Origin of the sequence: Rhizobium sophorae (assembly GCF_013087515.1) — a bacterium.
Lineage (GTDB): Bacteria > Pseudomonadota > Alphaproteobacteria > Rhizobiales > Rhizobiaceae > Rhizobium > Rhizobium sophorae.
In genome coordinates this window covers 60,221-85,177 of sequence record NZ_JABFCN010000014.1, presented here as the reverse complement: position 1 = coordinate 85,177, position 24,957 = coordinate 60,221, and the positions used below count along the sequence as shown (strand labels likewise).

At 57.9% G+C, this 24,957-nt stretch carries 18 protein-coding genes and 1 pseudogene; 8 read left to right on the top strand and 11 right to left on the bottom strand.

Annotation, left to right across the window (positions count from 1 at the left end; genetic code table 11):
• Nucleotides 1-496: 496 nt before the first annotated feature.
• The 4 genes from G9X64_RS08340 to G9X64_RS08325 are packed head-to-tail and all read right to left on the bottom strand — an operon-like array spanning nt 497 to nt 5,788.
• Nucleotides 497-2,329, bottom strand: coding sequence for a glycosyltransferase family protein (locus G9X64_RS08340; protein WP_171376357.1), 1,833 nt, complete (start codon nt 2,327-2,329; stop codon nt 497-499).
• Between the two features lie 4 nt (nt 2,330-2,333).
• Nucleotides 2,334-3,377, bottom strand: a complete 1,044-nt coding sequence (locus tag G9X64_RS08335; protein WP_168307697.1) for a UDP-glucuronic acid decarboxylase family protein — start codon at nt 3,375-3,377, stop codon at nt 2,334-2,336.
• Between the two features lie 45 nt (nt 3,378-3,422).
• Nucleotides 3,423-4,916, bottom strand: a complete 1,494-nt coding sequence (locus G9X64_RS08330) for a sugar transferase (protein ID WP_171376356.1) — start codon at nt 4,914-4,916, stop codon at nt 3,423-3,425.
• A 5-nt stretch (nt 4,917-4,921) separates the two neighbouring features.
• On the bottom strand, nt 4,922-5,788 hold the full coding sequence (locus G9X64_RS08325; RefSeq protein ID WP_168307695.1) for a WecB/TagA/CpsF family glycosyltransferase: 867 nt from the start codon (nt 5,786-5,788) through the stop codon (nt 4,922-4,924).
• A gap of 289 nt (nt 5,789-6,077) precedes the next feature.
• Here G9X64_RS08325 and G9X64_RS08320 point away from each other — a divergent pair, with 289 nt between their 5' ends.
• Together G9X64_RS08320 and G9X64_RS08315 are read left to right on the top strand one after the other, a co-directional pair.
• The gene (locus G9X64_RS08320) at nt 6,078-6,347 is read left to right on the top strand and encodes a hypothetical protein (RefSeq protein WP_168307694.1); all 270 of its coding nucleotides are present in this window, start codon (nt 6,078-6,080) and stop codon (nt 6,345-6,347) included.
• Nucleotides 6,348-6,904: 557 nt separating this feature from the next.
• Nucleotides 6,905-9,160 carry a right-handed parallel beta-helix repeat-containing protein gene (locus tag G9X64_RS08315; RefSeq protein ID WP_171376355.1) on the top strand — a complete coding sequence of 752 codons (2,256 nt, stop codon included), beginning with the start codon at nt 6,905-6,907 and terminating at the stop codon, nt 9,158-9,160.
• A 401-nt stretch (nt 9,161-9,561) separates the two neighbouring features.
• Here G9X64_RS08315 and G9X64_RS08310 read toward each other — a convergent pair whose 3' ends face one another.
• Both G9X64_RS08310 and G9X64_RS08305 read right to left on the bottom strand, forming a co-directional pair.
• Nucleotides 9,562-11,691, bottom strand: coding sequence for a right-handed parallel beta-helix repeat-containing protein (locus tag G9X64_RS08310; protein ID WP_171376354.1), 2,130 nt, complete (start codon nt 11,689-11,691; stop codon nt 9,562-9,564).
• Nucleotides 11,688-13,010, bottom strand: a complete 1,323-nt coding sequence (locus G9X64_RS08305) for an O-antigen ligase family protein (protein ID WP_168316193.1) — start codon at nt 13,008-13,010, stop codon at nt 11,688-11,690. The genes G9X64_RS08310 and G9X64_RS08305 overlap by 4 nt, the downstream gene beginning before the upstream one ends.
• Before the next feature lie 595 nt (nt 13,011-13,605).
• Here G9X64_RS08305 and G9X64_RS08300 point away from each other — a divergent pair.
• From G9X64_RS08300 to fcl, 6 genes are read left to right on the top strand one after another with little or no spacing between them, the layout of a single operon-like run.
• Entirely contained in the window at nt 13,606-14,556 is a 951-nt protein-coding gene (locus tag G9X64_RS08300) for a glycosyltransferase family 2 protein (RefSeq protein ID WP_171376353.1), read from the top strand.
• On the top strand, nt 14,553-15,653 hold the full coding sequence (locus G9X64_RS08295; RefSeq protein ID WP_168307689.1) for a glycosyltransferase family 4 protein: 1,101 nt from the start codon (nt 14,553-14,555) through the stop codon (nt 15,651-15,653). The genes G9X64_RS08300 and G9X64_RS08295 overlap by 4 nt, the downstream gene beginning before the upstream one ends.
• On the top strand, nt 15,647-16,792 hold the full coding sequence (locus G9X64_RS08290; RefSeq protein WP_168316196.1) for a glycosyltransferase family 4 protein: 1,146 nt from the start codon (nt 15,647-15,649) through the stop codon (nt 16,790-16,792). The genes G9X64_RS08295 and G9X64_RS08290 overlap by 7 nt, the downstream gene beginning before the upstream one ends.
• A complete protein-coding gene (locus tag G9X64_RS08285) occupies nt 16,789-18,999 on the top strand; it encodes a GumC family protein (protein ID WP_168316197.1) in 2,211 nt (736 codons plus the stop codon). The genes G9X64_RS08290 and G9X64_RS08285 overlap by 4 nt, the downstream gene beginning before the upstream one ends.
• Before the next feature lie 55 nt (nt 19,000-19,054).
• Nucleotides 19,055-20,146 (top strand): GDP-mannose 4,6-dehydratase, encoded by a 1,092-nt coding sequence (gene gmd, locus G9X64_RS08280; RefSeq protein ID WP_171376352.1) that lies wholly within the window; start codon nt 19,055-19,057, stop codon nt 20,144-20,146.
• Nucleotides 20,139-21,209 carry a GDP-L-fucose synthase gene (gene fcl, locus G9X64_RS08275; RefSeq protein ID WP_171376351.1) on the top strand — a complete coding sequence of 357 codons (1,071 nt, stop codon included), beginning with the start codon at nt 20,139-20,141 and terminating at the stop codon, nt 21,207-21,209. The genes gmd and fcl overlap by 8 nt, the downstream gene beginning before the upstream one ends.
• A gap of 301 nt (nt 21,210-21,510) precedes the next feature.
• On the opposite strand, the pseudogene G9X64_RS08270 reads toward fcl, so the two are convergent.
• The 5 genes and pseudogenes from G9X64_RS08270 to G9X64_RS37385 all read right to left on the bottom strand — a co-directional run bounded on the left by G9X64_RS08270 (nt 21,511) and on the right by G9X64_RS37385 (nt 24,922).
• Nucleotides 21,511-21,854, bottom strand: a pseudogene (locus G9X64_RS08270) (YkgJ family cysteine cluster protein).
• 246 nt (nt 21,855-22,100) lie between these two features.
• A complete protein-coding gene (locus tag G9X64_RS08265; RefSeq protein ID WP_168307683.1) occupies nt 22,101-23,150 on the bottom strand; it encodes a class I SAM-dependent methyltransferase in 1,050 nt (349 codons plus the stop codon).
• Between the two features lie 177 nt (nt 23,151-23,327).
• A complete protein-coding gene (locus G9X64_RS08260) occupies nt 23,328-24,386 on the bottom strand; it encodes an alpha/beta fold hydrolase (protein ID WP_171376349.1) in 1,059 nt (352 codons plus the stop codon).
• Between the two features lie 118 nt (nt 24,387-24,504).
• Complete coding sequence (locus tag G9X64_RS08255) at nt 24,505-24,795, bottom strand: GMC oxidoreductase (RefSeq protein WP_376766391.1); 291 nt, start codon at nt 24,793-24,795, stop codon at nt 24,505-24,507.
• Entirely contained in the window at nt 24,788-24,922 is a 135-nt protein-coding gene (locus G9X64_RS37385) for a hypothetical protein (protein ID WP_512700252.1), read from the bottom strand. The genes G9X64_RS08255 and G9X64_RS37385 overlap by 8 nt, the downstream gene beginning before the upstream one ends.
• Between the last annotated feature and the right edge of the window lie 35 nt (nt 24,923-24,957).

Below are 24,957 nucleotides of genomic sequence, written 5' to 3'. Positions count from 1 at the left end.
TCGACCGATCAGATCTTGCGTCGCATCACGAGCGCGTTCTCGCTCTAAACATCCTCGGTGGCTGCGCCGCAAATACGCCACCGAGTCCGCGATTTGATGCCAGAACGCCTCAGTTGGAGCACCTTCAGCCTCACCTGGGGCGTAGTCATGCGCGCCTCTCCAGGTGAGGCTGCCTGGACGTGCGATTTCTCCACAGCTAGAGAGCCTTTTCGGGTTAGATTGAAGCATTCTACCGGAGCAGGTTTTCGTCAGGGCAAAGGCGATTGGCGACGGGCATACCCCAAGGTACGTCCGAGCCGTTCGCCTTTGCCCTGGCGGAAAGATGCCCGGCCCACCGGCCGCACTGCTTCGCCATGCGAAGCAATAGGTGCGTCCGGCGATTCTAAGTCTTGCAGATTTGCCAGGCAAATCTGCGGGAAGGTTGGCTGAAACGGGCCGGTCGACCATCCGACTCCGTTTGAGCCAACAGAATGCTTCAATCTAACCCGGAAAGGCTTTAATTGCCGGTGCCCGCAGGAGGCCTGGAAAGCGCCATTCGAATCCTGCGCAACGGGCCTCTCTGCGAATGAGGGACCAGCCCCCGCGCAAGATGCCAGAGATATCGGAACTCCGGCAGAGGCGGTACATTCGGCCTCAGGCCATTCAGGCGCAGTTTGATCATGAGGCCATCGACGCCTGAATATAGTCGCAGGCGCCAGCCAGCATCACGTTTGAAGTGTAGAGACGCTACAGCCCCGCTTCCGCCAACGGGAGCGTGACGAAGAACATTAGCAAGATCTGGCTGCTGACAGCGCTCAAGGATGTCGGAGAACCATGCAAGCCACTCGGAATCGCTCCGATCGGGGATCTGGTGAATACTCTTTCGATCCCTGCCATACCGTCCCGAGACGACCCCATCGCCTGAGCGACCGAGTTGCGCAATGACGAGGCGCGCGCGCCTGAATTCGTCGTGGGATAGCGATGGATAGAAATCTTGCAGCCTCCGCGCCCGCTCGAACTGGCCCCTGCAGATCAAAGAGAGAAGGAAGTACGCCCACTCGACCGGATCCGGGTCGATTGCCCCATATTCGGTCATGGTCACCTTGACCAGGTCCACCAGAAGGCCATAGGCGCGATCGGCGTCACCCTCCTGCAATGCACAGATGGCAAGGCGGAATTTGGCTTCGGGCAGGTAGGATACATAATCCAGGCAGCGTGCGTAGCGTTGCTTGGCGTCCTCCACCCTGCCCTGCTCGAGAAGCAAGTCACCCTGCTTCAGCAAAACGCGATCGCTCGCTTCCCCCACGATATGGACGCTCTCTTGCTTGGAGATACGTTTGACCTTTGTAAGATCGCCGAAGGGGCCGGACTGGATGATCTTTTCGCCGAACTGCAGGCCCTTGCTTAGCATGAACCATCGATATATTTGCGGCCTGTGGTTCAGTGTATGACGCGAATGGATCAAACTGTAACCGGCTGTCGTGATACGCTGTATTTCGTCGGGATGGGCAAAAAGGTAATCTAGTCGCTCGACCACGTTGTGGCCGTCAACAAAGACACAGTTCTCCATGTCGACAAAGCCGGCTGCTTCCACTGCTGCCGTGCGTTCGGTCACGAGACAGGCCTTTGCCCCGGGAATCTCAAAGTGCTTGCGAACGACCTCCCCGCCCATGGTGCCGCATGTGGGGACGACGAGGCTCGCGTTGAGTGCGCGTGCATAAGCCTCTCCAGACAGGAGCTGGGAAGCCAGCTTGCTCTCATAGGCGTGTTGCGGCGAGACCAGGCAGGGGTAACGGTCGCGGATCATCGGAAAGACCGTCTGTCGCCAGGGATAAAGGCCATAAGCTTGACCTGTGAGCATGGCCGGGATGACCTTTTGCTGGCCATAGTCGTGGTAGACTTCGGGATCGATGAAATTTGGCCAGACGAACAGATTCTCCTTCACCGCTGGCATATATTCCGGAGTCATCGTTGCGATCGCGAAATACGTCTCGATGCCCCACTGCTCCATATCGGAAAGGAAGCCCGCGCGTCGATCACACCATGCGTCGGCGTTATGCAGGCCAAGCTTCGGAACGGCGATATGGGTATTGGTGTTGGTGATTTTTATTCGACGTGAGCCATGCGACCGATAACCGCTTTCAAACAGGGTCAGATCCGGCTCGTACCTGTCGCATATCTCTGCATAATCGCAGTCGCGGTTAATGACGACGACATCGAAATGTGTTGCGAGGCATTTGACCTGCTGCTGCATGTGCAGCAGCAGGTAACTGGCCGCGTTCGCATTGGGCTGATGGTCCCATTGAAAAAAAACGAGCCGTGGTTTTCGATGATCAACGTTGCTATTCATGTCCCTATCGAATGGCTTCAGGAGCAGCGAGTTCGACGTTCGCAGACGCCAGATGCGGATAAGCCTCTTGCGAGGACTTGGCGCTAAGCCTGTTCCTTACGCCGCCGGAAAGCTTCCACTCGAAATAAGCGATCGTCCTCTCAAGCCCCTCACGAAGGTTCACCTTCGGCTGCCAGCCCAGTTGTTGCGTTGCGCGGCTGATATCCGGCTTGCGCTGTGTCGGATCGTCAATTGGCAGATCCTTGAAGACGATGCCGGACTTCGATCCGGTCATTTCGACTACCATTTCTGCCAATTCACGGACCTGGAACTCTCCGGGGTTGCCGAGATTAATGGGGCCTGTAACCCCAGCGGGCGCCCCCATCAAACGGATAAAACCGTCGATCAGGTCGTCCACATAGCAGAACGAGCGCGTTTGCGTGCCGTTGCCGAAGATGGTGATCGGCTCGTTTCGAAGCGCCTGAACGATGAAATTGGAGACGACGCGGCCGTCATTTGTCTGCATGCGTGGCCCATATGTGTTGAAGATCCGCGCCACCCGGATTTCCACGCCATACTGACGATGATAGTCGAAGAACAATGTTTCGGCACACCGCTTGCCTTCATCATAGCATGCCCGCGGGCCTATGGGATTGACACTGCCCCGATACTCCTCCGGCTGCGGGTGGACTGCCGGATCGCCATAAACTTCGCTCGTGGATGCCTGGAAGATCTTCGCCTTGGTGCGTTTGGCCAGACCGAGCATATTGATGGCCCCGTGCACATTGGTCTTCACGGTCTGCACGGGATCGAATTGATAGTGAACCGGAGATGCCGGGCAGGCGAGGTTGTAGATCTCGTCGACCTCCACATAAAGCGGGAAGGTGATGTCGTGGCGAAGAATCTCAAAGCGGGGATCGTCGAGAAGGTGCAGTACATTGTCGCGCGAACCGGTGTAGTAATTGTCCACGCAGAGAACGTCATTGCCCTCTCGCAAAAGCCTTTCACACAGGAATGATCCCAGAAATCCGGTGCCGCCGGTTACCATAACTCGCTTTTGTCCGTGCATGAGTATGCTCCGTTGTTGATGGTTGCCTCGCGGAAGCGAGGATCGTCAGTAGGCTCCCCTGCGCTTAAAGAGCGCAGGGATTGTGCTGAGAAGAATTTGGCAGTCGAACCACAGGGACCGGTTGTCGATGTAGAACTCGTCGAGTTGCTGCTGCAGCTCGATATCCGCATTGCTTCGTTCGGATATTTGCCAAAGGCCCGTGAGCCCCGGCGTGACGGAACGGCGCTTGTCTCGAAATTCGCCGTCCATAGCCAGGAGGTGATATTCAGGAAACGGACGCGGTCCGACGATGGCCATCTCGCCCGCAATGATGTTCACCAATTGCGGGAGCTCATCGATGCTCGAAGAGCGCAGCATATGCCCTATAACCGGAAGGACGCGCGGATCCTCCTTGAGCTTGAAGTGGCTCAACCACTCGGCGCGCATGTTAGGGCTGTCTCGGAACACTGCTTCAAGGCGCTGTTCTGCATCCTGATACATCGTCCTCAATTTCAGAACGTGCACCGGCTTGCCGGAGCGCCCCTCCCTGGTGTGCCGGAAGAAGACGGGGCCTGGATCAATGGCATAGATTGCGGCCGCGGCAAACGCGATGAATGGCGCCACCACGATGATTGCAGGGATGGCGATTGCGAGATCGAGGATCCGGCGAACCAGATCCGAGTTCACTGAATTCCCACCAGTGGCGAGGCGAATACCGATCTCTCCGCCGACATCCGCAGGTCGCAATCCGCTTACCTTGAAGCTCGGCGTATCGGACAGCAATATGACTTCAGCGAACTTCCGACGCATCGCCGCCAAATCGGGTATAAGCGAGCCCGTGTCGCCCGCAACCACGGCAATGGAGGGCCCGCCATCGGGCAATGCCTCCAAACTATCGGGGAAATAGGGCTCCGGCCTGATGCCATACTGCCAGTGGTCCTTGAAATGGGCCACGAGCGCGGGAGTAAGGTTGCCTGCCCCTATGACAACCGCGCGCTCCCCCCAGACTCCAAGCTTCCAGCACAGGCCCCGTGCAAGCCAATGCACAAATGACTGAACAATCAGCCCGACAGCGAGGAACCCAATGACGGCAAGCAGCAGTCCTTCCCCCTCCGTCAGGATAATTGCTCCGAACGCCGCCAGGACAGCCACCTTGACGGCAGCTATGGTGCGCCGCCGCAGATGTTCGTGGTCATGCAACCGATATCCGGGATAGAGGCCGGCCGATGCGTAAAGAATGATCGCGGCGAGTGCTGCGATCGTGAACGTACGCTCCGCTAGCGTGCCCTCCAAACCACTGGGGAAAAAGGACAGGAGAACAAAATAGGCAATCAAATAGCCCGCAATGTCGCCGGCGACTAGGAAGGACGAGGTTGCAAGCCGAGCAAGCCGACGCCGTAGTGCGACGGGCATATTCGGCCCTGCCCGGTCAAAGGGATCGGCGGTCTTAGCTGCTATGGGCGGCACGGAACCTGCCGCAATCGCCCGCGCCGTCATATCATTTGATGTGGCTGCCTTCGACGGACGCGGTGTCATTGCTGTCGACGCAAATAAGGACATGATGGCTACACCTTTACAGCTGCTGCTTTTGGCGCGCTTGATCCAAAAACCGCGTCTTCGATCGGAAACTTCCGAAGCCCCAGTCTCTGGAATGCCGTCAGTGAGATGAAGGTCGGCACGACGAGCGCATAGCGCCGCCACAGCCGTCGTGGCTCGCATAAAAGACGAAACGCCCATTCGAAGCCGCTTCTTTGAATGATCCTCGGAGCCTGCCGCTTGAGGCCCGCGTGGAAATCGAATGCGGCTCCGACACCGATGAGCATCGATGCTTCCAGGCGATCGCGCATGCGAGCCATCCAGAGTTCCTGCTTGGGACTGCTCAGCCCGACCCAGATGATATCGGCGCCTGATCGATTGAGCCGGTCAGCAATCTCCGTTTCCTCCCGCGTCGACAATTTGCGAAAAGGTGGCGCATAGGAGCCGACGATCCGTGCTTGCGGAAATTTTGCGAGAAGGCGCGCTTGCAGTTGTTCGAGCGTTTCGGCCGTTGCGCCATAGAGGAAGTGGCGCAAGCCCTTGGAGCAGCCGGAATCGAAAACGGATAACATGAGATCCGGTCCATAGACCCTGTCGCTTTCGGCATGACCAGCACGCTTCAATGCCCATACCAACGGCATGCCGTCGGGAGTTACGAGGAAAGCCCGGTTATGTATCGACCGGAGCTCGGGATCATCCTGACATCGGACGACGCCGTGTGCGTCGCGAACGCAAACATATTCCTTCCTGCCGTCTTCGATCGCTTTTTGAATAAATCCAGTCGCACTTTTGAGATTAACTGCCGAAATGCGAACACCAAGGACATTAATCCATTCCAAAGAACTCGTTCGATTGAGAACTGAATCTTGGCTGCTGTCTGCTGATTGCTTTCTCATGACCTACGCTTTCGCGATCTAAACTGTCATCAGAATATGCTTCCAGGACGATTGCCTCCATACTTGCGGCTCCAACTATTGGACGTAGAAGAGACTTCATGTTTCTACGTCTTATGCCGAGATAGGTTACATGTTCGAAGTAAGGCAACGTACCCCCACGGCTTGCCCCGTTGCTCTTTTTGATGAGCGCTGTCCCGAAAGAGCGGTTTGACCTCCTCAAAGCCGCAGAAGATAGTCGCTTCGCGCATAAAATGGGGAGTTTGAGCGCGAATAAAGCCGGGAGGGGAGCATGCTGAACCCAATGTGCGCGATGACGGCCCCGACCGGCGAGCCTCCAGAGCTACCCGACAGCACCAACCGGCTGCAGAAAGACTTGAGCACTAATGGATATAGTTTCCGCGAGATCTTCGAGCGGATCTGGCCGCGGCTTCGCCTGGACGTTCAAGGCTTTCACCTTGACGCGATCGTCATTCGATGGATCGGCTGGCCCCGCGTGAGCAACTCAGGTTCAACACTAACTTCTGAAGACGGTGATGGATTGCGACGCACATCGAGATGATCAGTTCAGGAGCTTTGTGCCGGGGGGTACCCAAAGGCAAACGGGTTCCTGCACGGATGATAGAACCTTTTTGGAAGCGCTTTTGCGGATGCCGCATCCCGGTTGTCACTGGCCGTCGATATGATTCGCTGCAACGCAGCGAGCAAAACCGGGTACCCTGCAAGCGGCCATTTAGCGGCAAAACGCTGCAAAAATTGTTAAATTTGGAAAAAAATGCCGATTTTTGCCTTTTGCAGGAAGAATCCACCCACGCCACAAAGTTTCCCTAATCTTTTCAATGGGCGCACGTCGCTGTAGTTGCAGAAAGAATAATTCGCGGCATGCGGGACCTTTATACTGCCCCAATTTGGGCGACTCGAAATTCCGCAAATATTTCAAAATGTAACTTTGGAGTGATTTGGATAATGTGGCAGCAATAAGGCTATGCATCTCAAGCACTTACTGCCGAGTTGCTGTTGCGTCCCCAAAAATGTCGCCCTATAACCCGCCGCCGTAACCGCTGATTAACTACAAAATATTAATCGGCAAACGCAACGCTGGGGTTGAGGGATAAGATCATGACAACATACTACGTAGCAACGACCGGCAGCAGCAGCGGCAACGGCAGCGCCTCCTCTCCTTTCCGCACGATCGGCGAGGCGATGTCGGCAAACCTTAGGCCTGGCGACGAGGTCGTCGTAAAGGCCGGGACCTACAACGAGAGCATCAACATCGACAAGGACGGCTCGGCGGCAGGCAACATCACGTTGCGCTCGGAAGTGCCCGGCGGGGCGCTGATCCGGCCGCCCGAGGGCTCGTGGAACGCGATTAGTGTCAACGCCAACTACGTTGTCGTTAACGGCTTTGACATCGGCGGCGCCAACGGCGACGGCATCGAAGCGAACAATGTCCACCACGTCCAGATCCTCAATAACAAGGTCCACGGCAGCGGCGAGTCGGGCATCCAGTTCAACCAGTCGGACTTCATCCGCATCGAAGGCAACGAGACCTACAATAACGCGTCGTCGGGCTGGTTCTCGGGTATCTCGATCTACCAGAACCGGAACATCACCGGCGACACCTCGACGGACGGCTACCGGACGATCGTGCGGAACAACATCTCGCACGACAACGTGACGAAGTCGGGCGCGCACACCGATGGCAACGGCATCATCATCGACGACTTCCAGAGCACCCAGACGAGCGGTCATCCGAACTACACGTTCAAGACCCTGGTCGAGAACAACCTCGTCTACCAGAACGGCGGCAAAGGCGTCCAGGTTACCTGGAGCGACTCCGTCACGGTGAAAAACAACACCGCATACCACAACAATCAGGACCCGCAGAACACCGGCACCTGGCGCGGCGAGCTCAGCAACTCGGCGTCGAGCAACAACACCTGGGTCAACAACATCGCCGTCGCGGACCCATCGATCAACAAGAACAACACCGCGATCGATAACACCTCGACCGACAGCTACAAGAACAGCAACGTCGTCTGGGCCAACAACATCACCTATAACGGCACGGCCGGCCAGGCCTCGGTCAAGACCGACGGTGGCAACGCGATGCCGAGTGCGGCGGACGGCAACAAGCTCGGCGTCGATCCGAAATTCGCGGCCGCTGCGAGCGACAACTTCCACCTCGGCTCGGGCTCGTCGGCGATCGACAGCGGAACCAGCAAATACGGCGTCGCCTCGGTCGATCTGGACGGACACGCTCGCGTCGTTGGAACTGTCGATATGGGTGCCTATGAATCGGGCTCCAGCTCGGCACCATCAACGCCGACCACGCCGACGGAACCGACCACGCCGACCACACCGACGCAGCCAACTACGCCGACAACGCCGACCACACCGACCACACCGACCACACCGACAAAGGTATACACCGGCACCGACGGCAACGACATCCTGCCCCACACCGGTCAGTCCAATGGCGGTAACGAAACCTACAAGGGTCTCGGCGGTAGTGACCTGTTGAAGGGCGGCGCCGGCGCGGATGTGCTCGACGGTGGTAATGGCACCGACACGGCCAGCTATGCAGGCTCCGGCGCGGTCAACGTCAACCTGGCGACCAAAGCCGTATCGGGCGGGCAAGCCGCCGGCGACAAGATCACCAGCATCGAAAACCTGACTGGCTCCAGCTACAACGACGTGCTGACCGGCGGCAATGGCGGCAGCAACGTTCTCAATGGCGGGGCTGGCGCGGACAAGCTCAGCGGCGGCGCCGGCGGAGACGTCATCAACGGCGGTACCGGCATCGACACGGCCGGCTATGCTGGCTCCGGCGGTGTTAACGTCAACTTGGCGACTGGTGCCGCATCGGGCGGCCATGCCGCCGGTGACAAGTTCGTCAGCATCGAAAACTTGACTGGCTCCAGCTACAACGACGTGCTGACCGGAAATGGCGGCAGCAACGTTCTCGATGGCGGGGCCGGCGCGGACAAGCTGAACGGCGGACTCGGCAATGACAAACTGTTCGGGAAAGCCGGCGCAGACATTCTGACCGGCGGCGGCGGAGGCGATACCTTCGTCTTCAATGTGAAGCCCGACAATATCAGCGTCGACCATATCCGGGATTTTTCCTCCGCGGCGGGCGACAAGCTGATGCTCGATCATTCGATTTTCGCCGCGCTCAGCCTATCCGGATTTTCGGATGAGAATTTCGTTCTGGGAACGAAAGCGCTGGAGGCCGATGACAAGCTGATCTACGATCAGAAGAGCGGCATTCTATCCTATGACGCGGATGGAAGCGCAGCGGGCACGGCCGTCCATATTGCGGATCTCGACAATTCCGCAGCACTTCACTTCAAAGACTTCCTGCTTGTCTAACCAGGTCGGCCCGTCGCCTTTCAGGCGGCGGGCCTACAGCTTCACGGGCAGTCGTGTCTTCTCTTTTTGCCGGGACGAAAATCCCTCCCACCTTCTCCGTTGACGCCACTCGTTCCGCAACGAAGAAGCCATTGCCCTGGATCGTCTATATCGCCCGGGGACCGCGTTTGCCTTTGGTCCCACCCGGCACAAAGCCCCTGATACGCTCCCCTTGATTATCTCGAAGTGCGTCGCATCCATCACCGACCTCCAAAAGTCAGTGTTGCATCTGAGTTGCTCCAGCCCGGACATCACCAACCGCTCATCTTCACCACGCCCTAGTTTCGGATTTTGACGTGCATACTCGTAGAGGTCGAGGTCGTTGTCGCCGCCGGAACAGCGCTAGTCACCGCGCCCTTTCGTTACTCGAGCGGCGCAACTACGCTTTCGGTGTCCGCCCCAGCCTTCTGAAGATCCTCTAAACTGCCAAATTCTCCCGAACGCATGATCCTCGGATGTATTCGGAAGCTCTTGTCGTTCAAATTGCCGGTGTAGCGGTTATGCGCGAACTGCACGTATCCAGGCCCATGGTCAGGGGCGTAGACATAGGCTGCAAGCCCGTTGCTACTGTCGATCGACACGATATTGCTCTCGATACGATTAGGACGTGCCCATGGCGGACGCCAACCCCTGCCCGTACCGTCATCAACGCGAAAAGCCGCGCCCGATCCGTGCGTGATGACGTTTCCCGTCACCAAGTTGCTCCAGCCGCCGTTGATGCCGATCGCCGATATATTGTCCGAGAGCGTATTTCCTTCTATGCGCACACCACTGGCCTTGCCATCGGTGTAGATCGCCCAACTGATAGGAGTCGGCCATTCATTGATATTTTCATATCCGAATGGCCAAAACGTCCCATCGGCCCTGTTCATAAGTTGACCTGTCCCAGTGACCAGATTGTAGCGGATGCTGCTGTTCAGGAGGTCTGCCTGCTCGCCCATTAGCTTGATGGCACCGCCATCTGCCGTCCGCTGATTGGCATTGCGGATCTCGTTATGTTCGATGACTGCGTCGTGGACTGCGTCTTGTTCTCCCCACAGTGAGCCGCCGGCGATACCGAACTGCGCAGTATTTTCGACCAGGTTATGGGCGATCCTGATACTGTCGGCCGCCTGGAACCATATCCCCGCCGTTTCAAAGTAGACCCTTCCGATGTCATGAATATGGTTCGACAGGATTCTGGCGCCGTTCGATTTGCCGAAGCTGCCATAGGTCGTGCCAATGTAAATCCCGTTGCCAGCCACATCTTCGATCACGTTACCGGCAATCAAAACATCCTCGCTTTCACTCACGTGGATGCCGACGCCGACATTTTCCACTACGTTGCCGAGCAGCCTGACGCGGTCCGCATGCTCGAGCCGTATGGCGCCGAACCCTCTGGTGTCGGTATAGAACTTGCCGCTGCCCTGCGGAGCTCCGTCACGAAACTCGAGGCCCGAGACAACCATGCCATCGGCCCCGTCCAGCTTGAAGAATGTCGGCAGGACGCCGGCGATAACCGCGGAACTCGGGGACAGTCTATCGGTAGAGATATAGTTGAGCTGTCCCGCAACGGCGTCATACCACCATTCCCCAGGGGCATCGAGCAGGGCCGCTGCCCCTGTCAAGAAATAGCGGCTGCCTTCTGCGGTGAAAAAATAGCTGGTGCCTTTGGTATGAACAGTCCGGGTTGCCGCGTCGACTGAAACAACCGGGAGCGTGTCACTGCCCCATTGGCTTCCCGGCTGGAAGCCGCCAACGATGTGGACGACAAGCCCCGTTGGATCTCCCAACGCCGGAAGATCGCCGGCACGGAAGCAAAAGCGCGTATTACCTTGCCAAACATCGCTGTCCCGCTCGCACTTGGCTGCGAACAACCATCCCTTACGCGGATCTCCGTCAAGAGGGGCGTTGGGAAAGCGGGCCCGAGTTTGGAGGATCCCATCGACGAATAGATCGCCCACCGCCTCATCGGGAGGCAACCTCAGCGGTGCTGTCCAGCGACCATCGGCCTGCGCCGTCCAACCGCCAACGAGCGGGCCACCGTGCAGAACCGGCGTTTCGTTACATCTCGCCGCGATGACCAGGCCCGCATCGCGAGCATCGAAGACTATCGGTTGAGTGAGATAGTAGTCTCCATTGCCCATTGCGATCGTGTTTTGGCCGCCCTTCTGGCGCGCAGCATCCCGAGCTTTTTCAATGCTGGCAAACGGACCGTCGGTACGCTGAGGATTTGGTTTGGCAAGATGCCCACTCCAGGTGTCTTTGCCCTCGGGAGAGACATAGAATACTGCCCGGGCCGCGGATGTTCCGGTCAATATGTTGCCTAGCGAAGTCCCCTTCAGCTTGTCCGAAAAGGTCGCCGGCGAAGCTTCCGCACAAGTCGCTTCCCTGACCGCGGTCTGCACCCTGTCGGGCACATCTGCGTCCGGGTTCACCGATCCCGAGTTGCTCGGCTGTGGAAAGAGCGTCGCAAGCAATATGCTCAAGATCGGTGCGAAGCGCGGCGTCATGAGATTTGCAGCTCCGGCGTTCTGCTGCGTACCGGTGCCCGCAGTTGCCGGCCAGGGGCCGTCGAAACAACAGGCTCGTACAGCGAGAACATGATGATGCCTGTTGTAAACAGAATGAATATCGCGTCATTCTGGATCAGGAAGATGGTCTCGGTCAGGTTCATCACCAAAATCACGACCGTGAAGACATTCAACCAGAGCCAGCCATAACGCGGGTCCCCGCATTGGAGGGCCGCCCCTTGGCGGAGTGCCTGCAAAAGCATCAGAGCGAACAAAGTCATTCCGCTTATTCCGAAGCTCAGCATCGTATCACGGAATCCATTATGGGCGTGGGGAGCCATCCATTGGATCTTTGACCAGATAATCCAGGCTTCGGGATTCGCCTCTGTCCAAAACGCCTGGTAGCCGAAGCCGAGCAGCAGATGATCGGCGATCTGACCATCGACCAACTCCCACAAGGGTACTCGGCCCGTCAAAGTCGCATCCTTGCCAAGCGCCTCAAGGAACGGGACCAGGAATTCGTGAAGCAAAAGGAGTATCCCCACGAACATTTGAACAAAAAACAAGATGAAGACGATGCGACTGATGCCACGGAGTCGCTGCAACACGGAGTAGAACCCGATCAAGCAATATGCCGATACCGTCGCAATTATCGCGGTCATCGATCCGGAGGCCACGAGACAAATCCCACCCGCAATCAACAAAAGCAAAGCGGCTCGCCGTAAGCCCCGGTTAGCGTCCATTAAAACGGCGGTCGCCACCAGTATCATCATGCCGGCATACCAACCGAGACTGTTCTTGTGGATGAAGACGCCCCGCAGCGCGCTGTCCAGCGGCATGCGGGCGAGACCCGGCGACGCTACGAAAATCAGCAGGCTGAGGACGATACATGTTCCGAAGGTCGCAAATGCAAGTAGAAGCAACTGCCTCGGTGTGAAGCGTATCGCCAACACATAGGCCAGAAGTACCGTAAAGAGCAGGCCGATGGCGCGCCTGAATGTCGTTGATGGGCCTACCGACCAGAAGACAGACACAAAAGGCATGGCAACCATCAGGGGGACAAGCCAATTTCGCTTGAGCGCGGTCAGAAATTGCGGAAGATGTCGTACCAGCATCAACAATGTAAACCCGTATACGGGTAGGCAAAGCAGACGCAATATAGACCTGGCATGATCGCTAAGGGCTCCGTCCGCATCCGCCAACAGGAGCGGGAAAAGCGCGCCTGTTTGAAGAAAGAGGCACACGCCGGCGCCCCAGCACTCTATCGCTCGCCAACTGAGGGCCGGCCCATTCGCTATTCCAAGCGTATACGCTCTCATTACCAGTCCCAACTTGCTTAGACGGATGAGAGGCTGTTGATCGCGGCAATTTGGAAAGACATGGGTCCCCTTTCATAGCTGCGCTGCCTACCAACCAACAATCATCCCGCCACATCCCCAGTCAACCAACGCAAACGAAGGCTGGGCTAAGCCTAACGCGCATACCCACCATCCAAGGACGGTGTTCGGTTTAAGCTTACGGTCTACCCCTCCCCCAAAAGTTGGTGCTTGGGGTCTACGGCATTGCCCATAAGAGGAGATGTCACCCGTGACCAATCACCGGTAGCTTGACGATGAAAGCATACCGCGAAGCACGTCGCGCTGATCCGCAGTTTCCGGTGAAGTGAGGCAATAATTCTGGCGCAGCCGGCTGTTGGCAGGTGACGCTTAGAAGGGTTGGGATTGCTATGGTTCTGCGTCATGGTCCTGGTTTGGTACGTTATATAAGGGGAGCGTCACGCATTGCGGCGTTGTCGGCAGTGACCCTACCGGCTCAAGGCGAAATCCTGATCGAGCAGAACTCCTTCCATCAATTCGCGCTGCCAAACGCGCGAGGGTTCGCAACTCTGGCGCAGCGACACGCTTGAGGGGTATCATGGAGCGGCCTACAATCAGCGTCCTTATCAACAACTACAACTACGGTCGCTTCGTCGCCCAGGCAATTGACAGCGCCTTGAGCCAACAGGCGTCCAATGTCGAGATAATCATCGTCGACGACGGCTCGAGCGACCAGTCGCGCTTTGTTCTCGACGGCTATGACAAGCGGGTGAAGGTGCTCTTCCAGGAGAACCAGGGACAGGCCGCCGCCATAAATGCTGCTGTGAAGTTAAGCAGTGGCGACATCCTCTGTTTTCTTGATGCCGATGACTGGTGGGCACCAGGCAAGCTGTCGGCAACAGCCGCTGCTTTCCACTCCAATCCTCAGGCATCGCTTGTTTATCACCGACTTCAGCCAACGCAGACCGATGGCTCACCAGCCTTCAAGCCAATCCCTCGGACCCTGTGTTCAGGAAATTTGCCGCCACGGCTCGCCAGATCGGCTGGTTGGTGGCCCTTCCCGATGACATCAGCCGTCGCTGTAAGACGTAGCGCGTGGGATGCTGCGGGCGATATTCCCGAGCAGTTCCGCATGTCTGCAGATGCTTGGCTCACAGGCATCTATCCATTTCTGGGGAGCGTTGTCGCCTTGTCGGATTCACTCGGGTTCTATCGGATTCACAACAATAATTGGTATCGGCCAGTCGATGACGCCGCCATGCTGCGGAAGCGGATGGCCCATTGGCAGGCTACCGTTGAAGCGACGAACCGGTTTCTTTCCGCGCACGATCTGGCGGGAAGGCTGCGTCTGACTGATCACTATCCGTACCGGGTCGCCTCAGCCAAGCTGCAGGGCGCCGATACACGCACCCGGTTCAGCCTTGCTGTGGAAGGGCTCTTTTTCGCCGGAGAACCAAACTTGCTGAGGCGGACGCGTGATGCATTGCGCACAGCCTACGACTTGCCTCGACTTGGTCAGGATGTCGGCTTGTCGGAGTCAGCACGATGAAGGCACTGCTGCTGGTTTCCGAATTGGAAGACTACACCATCTCCTTCGCTAGCGGCGTTGCGCGACATGCGCACGTCGTCCTAGCGGTTCCGCGCCGCCGCTACGCACACCTTGCTTCATGGATCGATCCGGCTGTCGATCTGCATCTCATGGACTGGCCAAGGCACCGCTCGCTTTCCAACCCCTGGTTCCTGCACCAACTCACACGTCTTATCCGGCAGGAGCGGCCGAGCGTCATTCACCTTCTGAGCAACTCGACGCTCTGGTTGAACTTTGCCGCGCCGTTTTGGCGCCCGATCCCGCTCGTGACCACCGTTCATGACGTGGACGTGCATCCCGGCGATTCCGACACCCGCACGCTGCCAGCCTGGGCTCCCCAATTGATGGTGCGGCAATCGGGTCATGTCGTCGTCCATGGCGAAGGGCTGAAACAAATGGTCCTCGAGCGGTATTCAAAATCGCCTGATTGTGTCCATGTCCTGTCGCATCCAGCCATTCATCGCTACGCGGACCTCGCTCGGCAGTACAAGATGGCGCGGCGCGGCGCAGATGGAACTTTGCGCGTCCTGCTTTTCGGGCGGATTTTTGCTTACAAGGGATTGGAGCATCTGATCCGTGCCGAGGCGATGCTCAAGGACCTGCTACCCAATCTACGCATCACGGTGGCTGGCCGCGGCGATGATCCGTGGATCTTCCAGCCACTTATGGGGGAAGCCGGCCATTATGATATTCGCAACCGCTTTATCGAGGATATGGAGGTCGCCCAGCTCTTTCTGGATGCCGATATCGTTGTCCTTCCCTATACGGAAGCCTCTCAAAGCGGCGTCCTCAATCTTGCCGCAGCATTTGGCAAACCGGTTATCGTGACGGACGTCGGCGAATTGCGAGCCACCGTTTTGCCAAACCGATTGGGAATGGTGGTTCCACCGGGAGACGTGGAACAGCTCGCGAGAGCCATCCGGACATTGGCGGAAAATAACGAGCTCAGAAGCAGTTTCGGGACCAGCGCGCTCGCATGGGCCACAGGTCCGAATTCGCCTGAACGGGTCGGAGCACAGGCTGCGGCGGTTTATCGTGAGGTAGTCGGGACATGCTAATGAATGCGCTCACGGATGGGAATCGGCTAGCGACACGGAACGCAGCAGCAACCGTCCGCCACTACGTCCCGGGCGGCTGCGAAAACGGTGGCGGAATTGGCAGGCTGGTCGGCTATATATCGAACACGGCTAAGGCGGCCGGCGAAACACACCTGGTCACCGACACCAGAGGACCTCGATGGTCCGTGGCGACGTCGCCTGTGCGCTTGCTCGGCGCCGTCTTGATGATGGCGAAGGACCGGATAATGGCTCCGGCACGCATTCACCATATTCATGTCGCTGGTCGCGGCAGTACCACAAGAAAACTGATCCTGACCGAGGCTGCCCGTCTCCTCGGGTGCTCTCACATTTTGCACCTGCACGACTACGACTACGCGAGCGACTTTGCTGCACGCTCGCCACGCCAGCAAATGCTCATACGCCGGATGTTTCAACATGCCGACCAGGTCGTGGCACTGGGCCAGCGCGACCGCATGACGCTAAAGACGCTTTTGGGCGTGGACGAGCGCCGCATAGCCGTCATCCGCAATTGTGTTCCCGACCCCGGGGCACGCACTGTACATGTCGGCGAGATGCCGTTGATCGTATTTCTCGGTCGGCTGAGCGAACGCAAAGGCGTTCAGGAGCTCCTGCTTGCCTTAAGTCATCCGATCATGAAAGAGCTCCGGTGGCGAGCCGTGCTGGCAGGCGACGGGCCTGTAGAAGACTACCGACGCCAGGCTGCCGCCATGGGACTTTCAGATCTGGTGAAAATGCCGGGCTGGCTTGGCGCCGACGAGGCGCAAGCCTTGTGTGCGCGGGCAGATATCCTGGTCTTGCCTTCGCATGCCGAGGGCCTGGCAATGGCTGTCGTCGAAGGGCTTGCCCACGGGCTTGCGGTCGTCACTACGCGCGTCGGAGCCCATGGCGAAGTCATTTCCGACGGTGAAACCGGCGTCTTCGTACCTGTCGGAGACAAGGATGCGCTGGCTGCGGCGCTGGCGAAACTGGTCACCGATCCGGGAATCCGCAACCATCTCTCGGCCAAGGGCCGCGCTCATTATCTCGCCCATTTCAGTATGAAGGCTTACATGCGATCGCTGGAAGAACTCTACGAAGCCGTCTCCGCGCAACCTCAAACAATGGTTGATGAACGATGACAATTTCAACTGTCCCGCCAGACCGCAACAGCTCGCTCTCGTCGATGCGTTACGATCCCCGGTTTCAGGTAGAGACCAGATCGGACGACTTTGATCTGACATCAGGCTTGCGCCTTATCCGGCGAAGGACGGTCATGATAGTGGCGATCGTCGCGTTACTTATGGCGGCTGCCGCAGCCGCGATTTCGGGATTGAAGCCGACCTTTCATGCCGAATCCCGGCTGATTATCCACACCCCTCTGGCGACCACGCTCGGTACGGAAGATTCCGGCCGCAACGATCCGCTGAACGTCACATCGGAGACCGAGCGGCTTCTTTCCAGAAGCATCGCAGAGCGGGTAATTCGCGACCTGCGGCTCGATGAGTGGCCTGAATTCAATCCGGCGCTGCAGAAAACCTCGCTTATCGACGAGATCCGAGCAATATTGCGCGGTTTAGTCGACAGAGAAAAACCGTCCTCGTCGGTACGAAACAGCATCGAGCCCATAATCCCGGAGTACTACAAGGCACTGCGTGTGTGGCGCGATGGCCAGGGTGACGTTATTCAGATCGGCTTCGATGCCAGTGACCCCGAACTGGCAGCCTCGGTCCCGAACCGGCTCATCAGCATCTACCTAGAAGAGCGCAAGGACAGTCTCCGTGGCCGCCTGGACGCAGCAGAAAAATGGATTCTGCAGCGAATCGCCGAACAGCAAAATCGCGCCAAAGCAGCACGCGACGCCGCGGACGAGTATCAGGAAACTATGGACCTAGTCTCCAATGACGACGCTCAGGTTGAACCGGTCAAGTCGATAATGGAGTTGGGCGAGCGGCGAACAAAAATCGAACAAAGTCGCGCTGAAGCGAGAGCAACGATATCTGCACTGGAAGCGGGCGACGACGCCTCGCTTGCCCTGCAGAACATAGCCATTCCCGACAGCATTGGCGCAATGCAACGCGAGCTTCGTGTGCAGGAGCAAGATCTCGAACGCCTTCTTGAAACATATGGCAACACTGCCGAAGCAGTGGTCGATTTCCGCGCGAGGATCCTTAAATCCCGCACCGATCTCAGCCTTGCGGTCGATCGATATCTCCAATCAATACGCGCCAAGCTTGCGACACTTGATCAGGAGGACGACGCCGTCCGATCGGCATTGGCGGCCGCTCACGAGAAACGTTCTCGCTCCGCCCTGGCGCAAACCGAGTTGGTGCGACTCCAGCGCATGGCTGACAAAGAGCAAACGGCACTCGAAAAACTTGAGGAGCAGCGCCGGGGCTTGGCTGGGCAAGCCATGCTGCCGGGGGCGGAATTGGAGGTTTTGTCACCGGCCGCGGTGCCCCTTGCGCCGCAGGGACGGGGACGGCTTTTCTATCTGGCCGGCGCCCTACTGGCATCGATTTCGATTGCGGTAACCGCCGCCTTTGTGGTCGAGATGCTGGACAAGACGGTCCGTAGCTTCGACCAGGTGGCTGGAATGTCGCGGATCATACCCGCCGGATTCATTCCGCGTTTGAAAAGGAAAGACAGGGGAAATCCGTCGACACTCTTCGGGCGCATGCAAGACGGGATGTTTGACGAAGCAATTCGCAACGTCTTGATTTCCCTAAAACAATCCAATGGCGGAAAGTTGCCCAACAGCATCCTTGTAACGTCGGCTCACAGCGGCGAAGGCAAGTCGCTTGTCGCCAGATCGTTGGCAATCGAACTCGCCGCAAACGGAAGTCCCGTGCTGCTTGTTGATGGCGACCTTCGACGCGGAAATCTGGACTCGCTTTTCAAATCGGAGCTTAAGCAGGGGTTGAATGAATTCCTGAGTGGACTGGCCGGATTAAAGGACATCATCCATCACCATCCAAGCGGTATCGACTTCATTCCGGCCGGCAATCCCAGTCTCCATCGGCACGCTCATTCGAGTGATGCGGCTGACATCATCGAGATGGCCCGCGCAAGAGGCCAAATCGTTATCTTCGACAGCGCGCCTGTGCTCGCTTCGCTCGATACGATGCATCTGGCAGCGGTGGCAGAACGAACGCTGGTGGTCGCAAAATGGGGAAGAACGAGCCGTCGCGCCCTGGAATTCTGCTTGCAACAGCTGAAAAGTTCACAGAATTCCGAACTGTGCGTTACTATAAATAATGTCAATCCGAAAAAGCACGCCAATTACAACTTCAGTGACTCAGAATTATTCTCGAGATCGCTGATGAAATACCATGACTTTCAAACATGAATTCGAACAGAGCTCGTACTGACTGATTCCGCCGAGAAATATTGGGGAGACCGCAGTGACAAATGGCAATAAAGTCGCGCTGATTACAGGCATAACAGGTCAGGACGGTGCGTATTTGGCCGAATTGCTCCTAGAGAAGGGCTATATTGTTCACGGCCTAAAGCGACGTTCATCATCCTTCAACACCAGCCGCATCGAGCATCTATACGAGGATCCCCATATCGAAAATCCTCGCTTTATCTTGCATTTCGGGGACATGACCGATTCAACGAACCTCATCCGTGTCGTTCAGGAAACGCAGCCGGACGAGATCTATAATCTCGCCGCACAGAGCCACGTTCAAGTCTCTTTCGAGACGCCGGAATATACAGCTAACGCCGATGGAACCGGCACGCTTCGGCTACTTGAAGCAATTCGCCTCCTGGGGCTGACCAGGAAGACCCGCTTCTATCAGGCATCGACCTCCGAGCTCTACGGCAAAGTTCAGGAAGTCCCACAGAGTGAAACGACGCCTTTCTATCCCCGCTCACCCTACGCGGCTGCCAAGCTCTATGCCTATTGGATCGTGGTCAATTATCGCGAGGCATATGGCATGCACGCCTCGAACGGCATTTTGTTCAATCATGAGAGCCCTATCCGCGGCGAAACATTCGTGACGCGCAAGATCACCCGGGCGGCGGCTGCGATCCATCTTGGCCTACAGGACCGGCTTTATCTCGGCAATCTGGATGCCAAGCGCGACTGGGGTCATGCAAAAGAATATGTCCGCGGCATGTGGCTCATGCTGCAACAGGATGAACCGGAGGACTATGTCCTTGCGACCGGCGAAACGCACTCGGTTCGTTCCTTTGTCGACAGGGCCTTTGCCAAGGTGGGCATGCCGATTGATTGGCGTGGGAATGGGGTTGAGGAAAAGGGATACGATAAGACATCCGGTCAGTGTGTGGTGGAGATCGATCCGGCCTACTTCCGTCCGACTGAAGTTGATCTTCTGATCGGCGATCCGACGAAGGCGCATACCAAGCTTGGCTGGAAACATGAGACCAGTCTTGATCAGCTGGTTGCGGAGATGGTTCGCGAGGATTTGAAAGTCATGGCACGAAATGTTCCGTCGGTCGGTGTCACCAAAGGTTTTGCCTATGCCTGAGGTGATCTACAGCCTTGCCGGAAAAAGGGTCTATGTCGCGGGCCACCGCGGCATGGTGGGTTCTGCGATCGTGCGGCGTCTCGCTTCCGAGGGTTGCGAGATTTTGACGGCCACCCGCGCCGAGGTCGATCTCAGACGGCAGGACCAGGTAGAGGCATGGATGAGTAAGTATCGTCCCGACGCTGTCTTCCTGGCTGCTGCGAGGGTCGGCGGTATTCTCGCGAACGCGACCTATCCGGCCGACTTCCTTTACGACAACTTGATTCTCCAGGCGAACGTCATCCACGCAGCCCATAGAGCTCAAGTCGAAAAACTGATGTTTCTGGGCTCGTCCTGCATCTATCCGAAATTCGCCGATCAGCCGATCGTTGAGGACTCACTTCTGGCTGGATCGCTTGAGCCCACGAATGAATGGTATGCGATCGCCAAAATTGCCGGATTAAAGCTATGCCAAGCCTATCGCAAACAGCACGGTAGAGATTTCATCTCGGCCATGCCTACCAATCTTTATGGTCCAGGTGACAATTTTGACCTCGGGTCAAGCCATGTCATGCCGGCGCTCATACGCAAGACACATGAGGCCAAGGTCAACCGGCAACAAGAGATATGCATCTGGGGTACTGGCACGCCGCGGCGCGAATTTCTGCATGTTGACGATTGCGCCGACGCCTGCCTCCATCTCATGAGGACCTATTCCGCCGAAGGTCATGTGAACGTAGGTTGTGGCGAAGACATTACCATCCTCGAATTGGCATACCTCGTCTCGAAGATCGTTGGCTTCGAAGGCAAGATCACGCGCGACCTCACCAAGCCAGATGGCACGCCACGTAAACTCCTGAGCGTCGACAAGCTTCGCACTCTCGGCTGGTCTCCTAAGATAGGTTTGAAGGAGGGCATCGCAGATGCCTACCGCTCCTTCCTTGATGGCCATCATCTCGAACGCAGCGACAGAGCTGTGTCCAGCGACTTGATCGGTCAAAGCGACATCAGTTTCGAGAAAGCGAAGAGTTCGGCGCCGCACGCGGCCACGCTCTCGACCGTTACGAATCATCCTTCGCCATAGGGAATTGCACGAGGGATAACAGGGTTTTGTCTCGGGGGGACGCATATGCTGGGACGGCGCAAATAATGCAGCCTGTAGAAATCAGGATTGCAGCGCTCATTTTCCTGATAGTCGTGTGGGTGATGATTATCGGTGCGGCAATGGATTTTTTTGCGGTCGAAATGCCGATATCGCTTGTCGCGCTATTGGGCAGATAGTCCACATCGGATGGCTCCACCGGGCTTACCTCGACTGGGCTGGCGGATGACAATTGCTGCAAGAAAGTCGACAGGCGAAGAGAGGAGCCGGACGGTACCCCGCCTCAGTTGATTGGCAGTTCCGCATCGATGTGACCGGGCGGCAACCTGGCTAACCAAGCCCGAAGAACGCGCGCGCGGTCAAGCAAGCGTCATCCCCTGGAACGCAGGCGCGGCAGACGTCAGGCCGAAGATCGTATACTTGACAGCATGTCTCTGAACCGACGCGACCGACCAGTGCGGAGCAGCGCGCACCGTCGCAACGCATCCCTTGCTGGTTCGCGGCTACGAAATGCGCCGGCAGCAAATCGAGGGTAGCGTCTGTTTCGGTGGAAAATCTGGGCCAGGTCGGCGAAAAGGAGCAGCAGGCTCCGCAGCCTTGGCAATCGAAATCGATCAATGATGTCATGGCCCGCTCCTACCACACAGCCCGCCAAGAGCAAAGCCTTCGGCTGTGCGCTTAACCTGGAGCAAGCGCATCCACCGTCATCAGGCTCCTCGAAGGCTCGTTCATGAAGTCGTATCCGTTCAGATACTTTACCGCCGCTGAGGATGACGCGGCTGGCGTGCTCCTGCAAGCCAGTCGCCGCACTCGTTGACTTTCCTGACGAGGCCGGGAATGCGGCGCGGCATTTCCAACGGGGGGCGCGACCTGTCAGGTGGCCTCAAGAATCATGTTGAGGGGCGTCTGGGCGGCACGCCGGATATGAGTGAAACCGCCTGAGCGGATCACCTCGGTCAATCGTCGCTCTCCCGCTTGCGCACCGAGTGCCAGCCCTGTCTCCTGCGCAAGTGAGGTCGGAACGCAGATCATCGTCGAGGCTGAGTAGTAGAGCCGTCCAACCGGATTGATATTCTCCTCCAGCGTATCTCCGGCCATTGGTTCTACCACCATCCAGACGCCGCCCTCTTTTAACGCCTTTCGGATATGAGCCGCAGCGGCTTCCGGGTCGCCCATGTCGTGCAAGCAGTCGAAGCAGGTGATCAAATCGAAATCTCGGCCGTCGAAGTCCTGCGCCCGGCCGACCTCGAAGTGCAGGTTCGTCAATCCGTGTGCTTGGGCGTGCGCGGCCGCAGCGGCGATCGAGCCTGGATGGAAGTCGTAGCCGACAAACCGGGAATTGGGAAACGCCTGCGCCATGAGGATCGTCGATAACCCGTGCCCACATCCGACGTCCGCCACCTTCGCACCCGTTTTCAACCTATCGGTGACACCGTCGAGCGCCGGCAGCCAGTCCTGCACAAGGGCATTGACATAACCTGGGCGGAATAGTCGCGCGACAGCGCAGAACATGCAGCCAGCCTGATCACCCCAGGCAACGCCTCGGCCGGTTTTAAACGCGGACTGCACCTTCGGCTGGTTCTCGACCATCGCAGCAGCGGTATCGAACGCGCCGATCAGATTGACCGGGCTGTCCGGCTCGGCAAACACGTAGGCCTGCTCGGGCGTCAGCGAGAACAATCCTCGCTCATGGTGCACATAACCCGAGGCTGCCTGTGCCGCCAGCCACTCGCGCACATAGCGAGGTGCGCATCCCGAGGCATCGGCAAGTTCGTCGGCCTTCACCGGCCCGACCTCCTTAAGCGTCCTGTAAAGCCCGAGAGCATCTCCGATCCGTACCAGCGGCACGCTGACCGCTCCGCCAAGGTCGCCAAGGACGCGGCCCACCAGTTCATTGAGCGTTGTTTCGTTGATTTCCGTCATCTCGAATTCCTCCCGGTCTTCGGACGGCGTCTTGCCATCCGTGACGCCAAGGATGAAGCTTGCCGCCTCGGCGGGCATGAGGCGGTTGTCCCACGTCTGCGAAGAAATCCGCTCCTTGGAGGGGACACATGTCCCATCGGCACCGGAGGAGGTGTCTATCTACCTGTGGAAGCGGGACTATCGGGAGAGCGCGACGACGATCGCTTGCGAGCGGCTATGCACGCCGAGTTTGGTGAAGATCACCGACAGCTGATTTCGCACCGTCTTTGCACTCTTGCCAAGCCGTTCTGCAATCATGCGGTTGTCTAGCCCTTCCGCGACGAGGTCGAGAAGGGCGGCTTCGGCGGGTGTCAGACCGGCCTCACGAACTGCGCGCGGCTGCACGGCTCGATCCTGTCCGAGAAAGGCGGCAAGTTCGGCTTGAAACAGGTTCCACGCAGGCTCGTCCGGCAAGAGCACATGATTCTTGCTCTCAAGCGGCAAGAAGCGCGCGCCTGGAATAGCGGCGGCAAGCTTGCAACCCTGGTCAAACGGCACGCGCATGTCGCCGCGGCTGTGTGCGATCAACGTTGGGACGCGCAGCATCGCCGCAAGGTCCAGCACATCGATCCCCTGCATCTGCCAAAGCAGTTGTGCGGCGACGTCGGGCGTTGCCGTTTGGCGTTCGAGATCGCCCCACCAGCGATGCTGTTCAGCTGTGCCGTCGGGGATAAAGAGATTGGTGAAGAACCGGCAAAACGCCGGATTATCGCGTCCCCAGCCGATGCGAACGAAATTGACAAGGGTCTCGGCTTCCAGCCGCTCGGCCTCGGTCCGGGCTCTGGCGCGGGCACCCTGACCGTAGGCGTTCAAGAGCACGAGATGCGATACTCGCTCGGGATACTTGAGGGCGTATGCGATAGCGAGTGCGCCGCCCTGCGAAAGACCGAGGAGGACAAAACGCGGCTCCTCGATCGACGCTGCCACGGCAGCAAGGTCTGCGTGCCACGCTTCGACCGAAAGGTCAAAGACATGCCGGTCCGACAGACCGCAGCCGCGCGGATCGTAGCGCACAAACCGGTTGTGGGCGGACAGCGCCTGCAGCCATGGCCGCCACACCGGGCTTTCAAGATCGTAATCGACATGGCTGAGCCAGTGCGCTGCCCGCAGGATCACCTGGCCCTGCCCGCAAGACGCGACGGCAATACGGGTGCCATCCTCCGAAGTACAGAACCGTATGGTCTGGCTGAGTTTCATCGGTTGAGAATATCGCAGCCGAAGATCGCATAACAGACCTATCTCCTTAACGGGCGATTCCCATCGCGTCAGCGATGGCTGCAGGTCGCGAGTTTCATGATCTTCATGAAATCCCAGTCTATGCGAGGATAAGGCCGGCAGCTTTACCTGCCGCAGCCATGACGGCAGCGTTGGTGTTGCCGCTGACGATCGTTGGCATCAGAAACGCGTCTACGACCCGCAAGCCTCGTGTGCCCCGGACCCTGAGGCTGGTATCCAGGACCGCTGCCGGGTCGCTGTCTTGGCCCATCTTGCACGTGCCGACAGCGTGATAGCCGGTTTTAACAGTGCGCTTGCAATGAGCGGCGATGGCCTCGTCACTTGTCACGTCCGCGCCCGAGAATATCTCCTTGTCGATCAGTTCACGCATGGGACGCTTCCAGAACCGTCCGGGCGAACCGGAACCCTGCAATAGTCAGGCGAAGGTCATCGGGATGGCCGAAGATCTGGGTGTCGACGATCGGGGTTGCGAATGGATTGCTCGACGCCAAACTCATGCGGCAGATCGCTTTCGTTGGACGGACCCCTACTA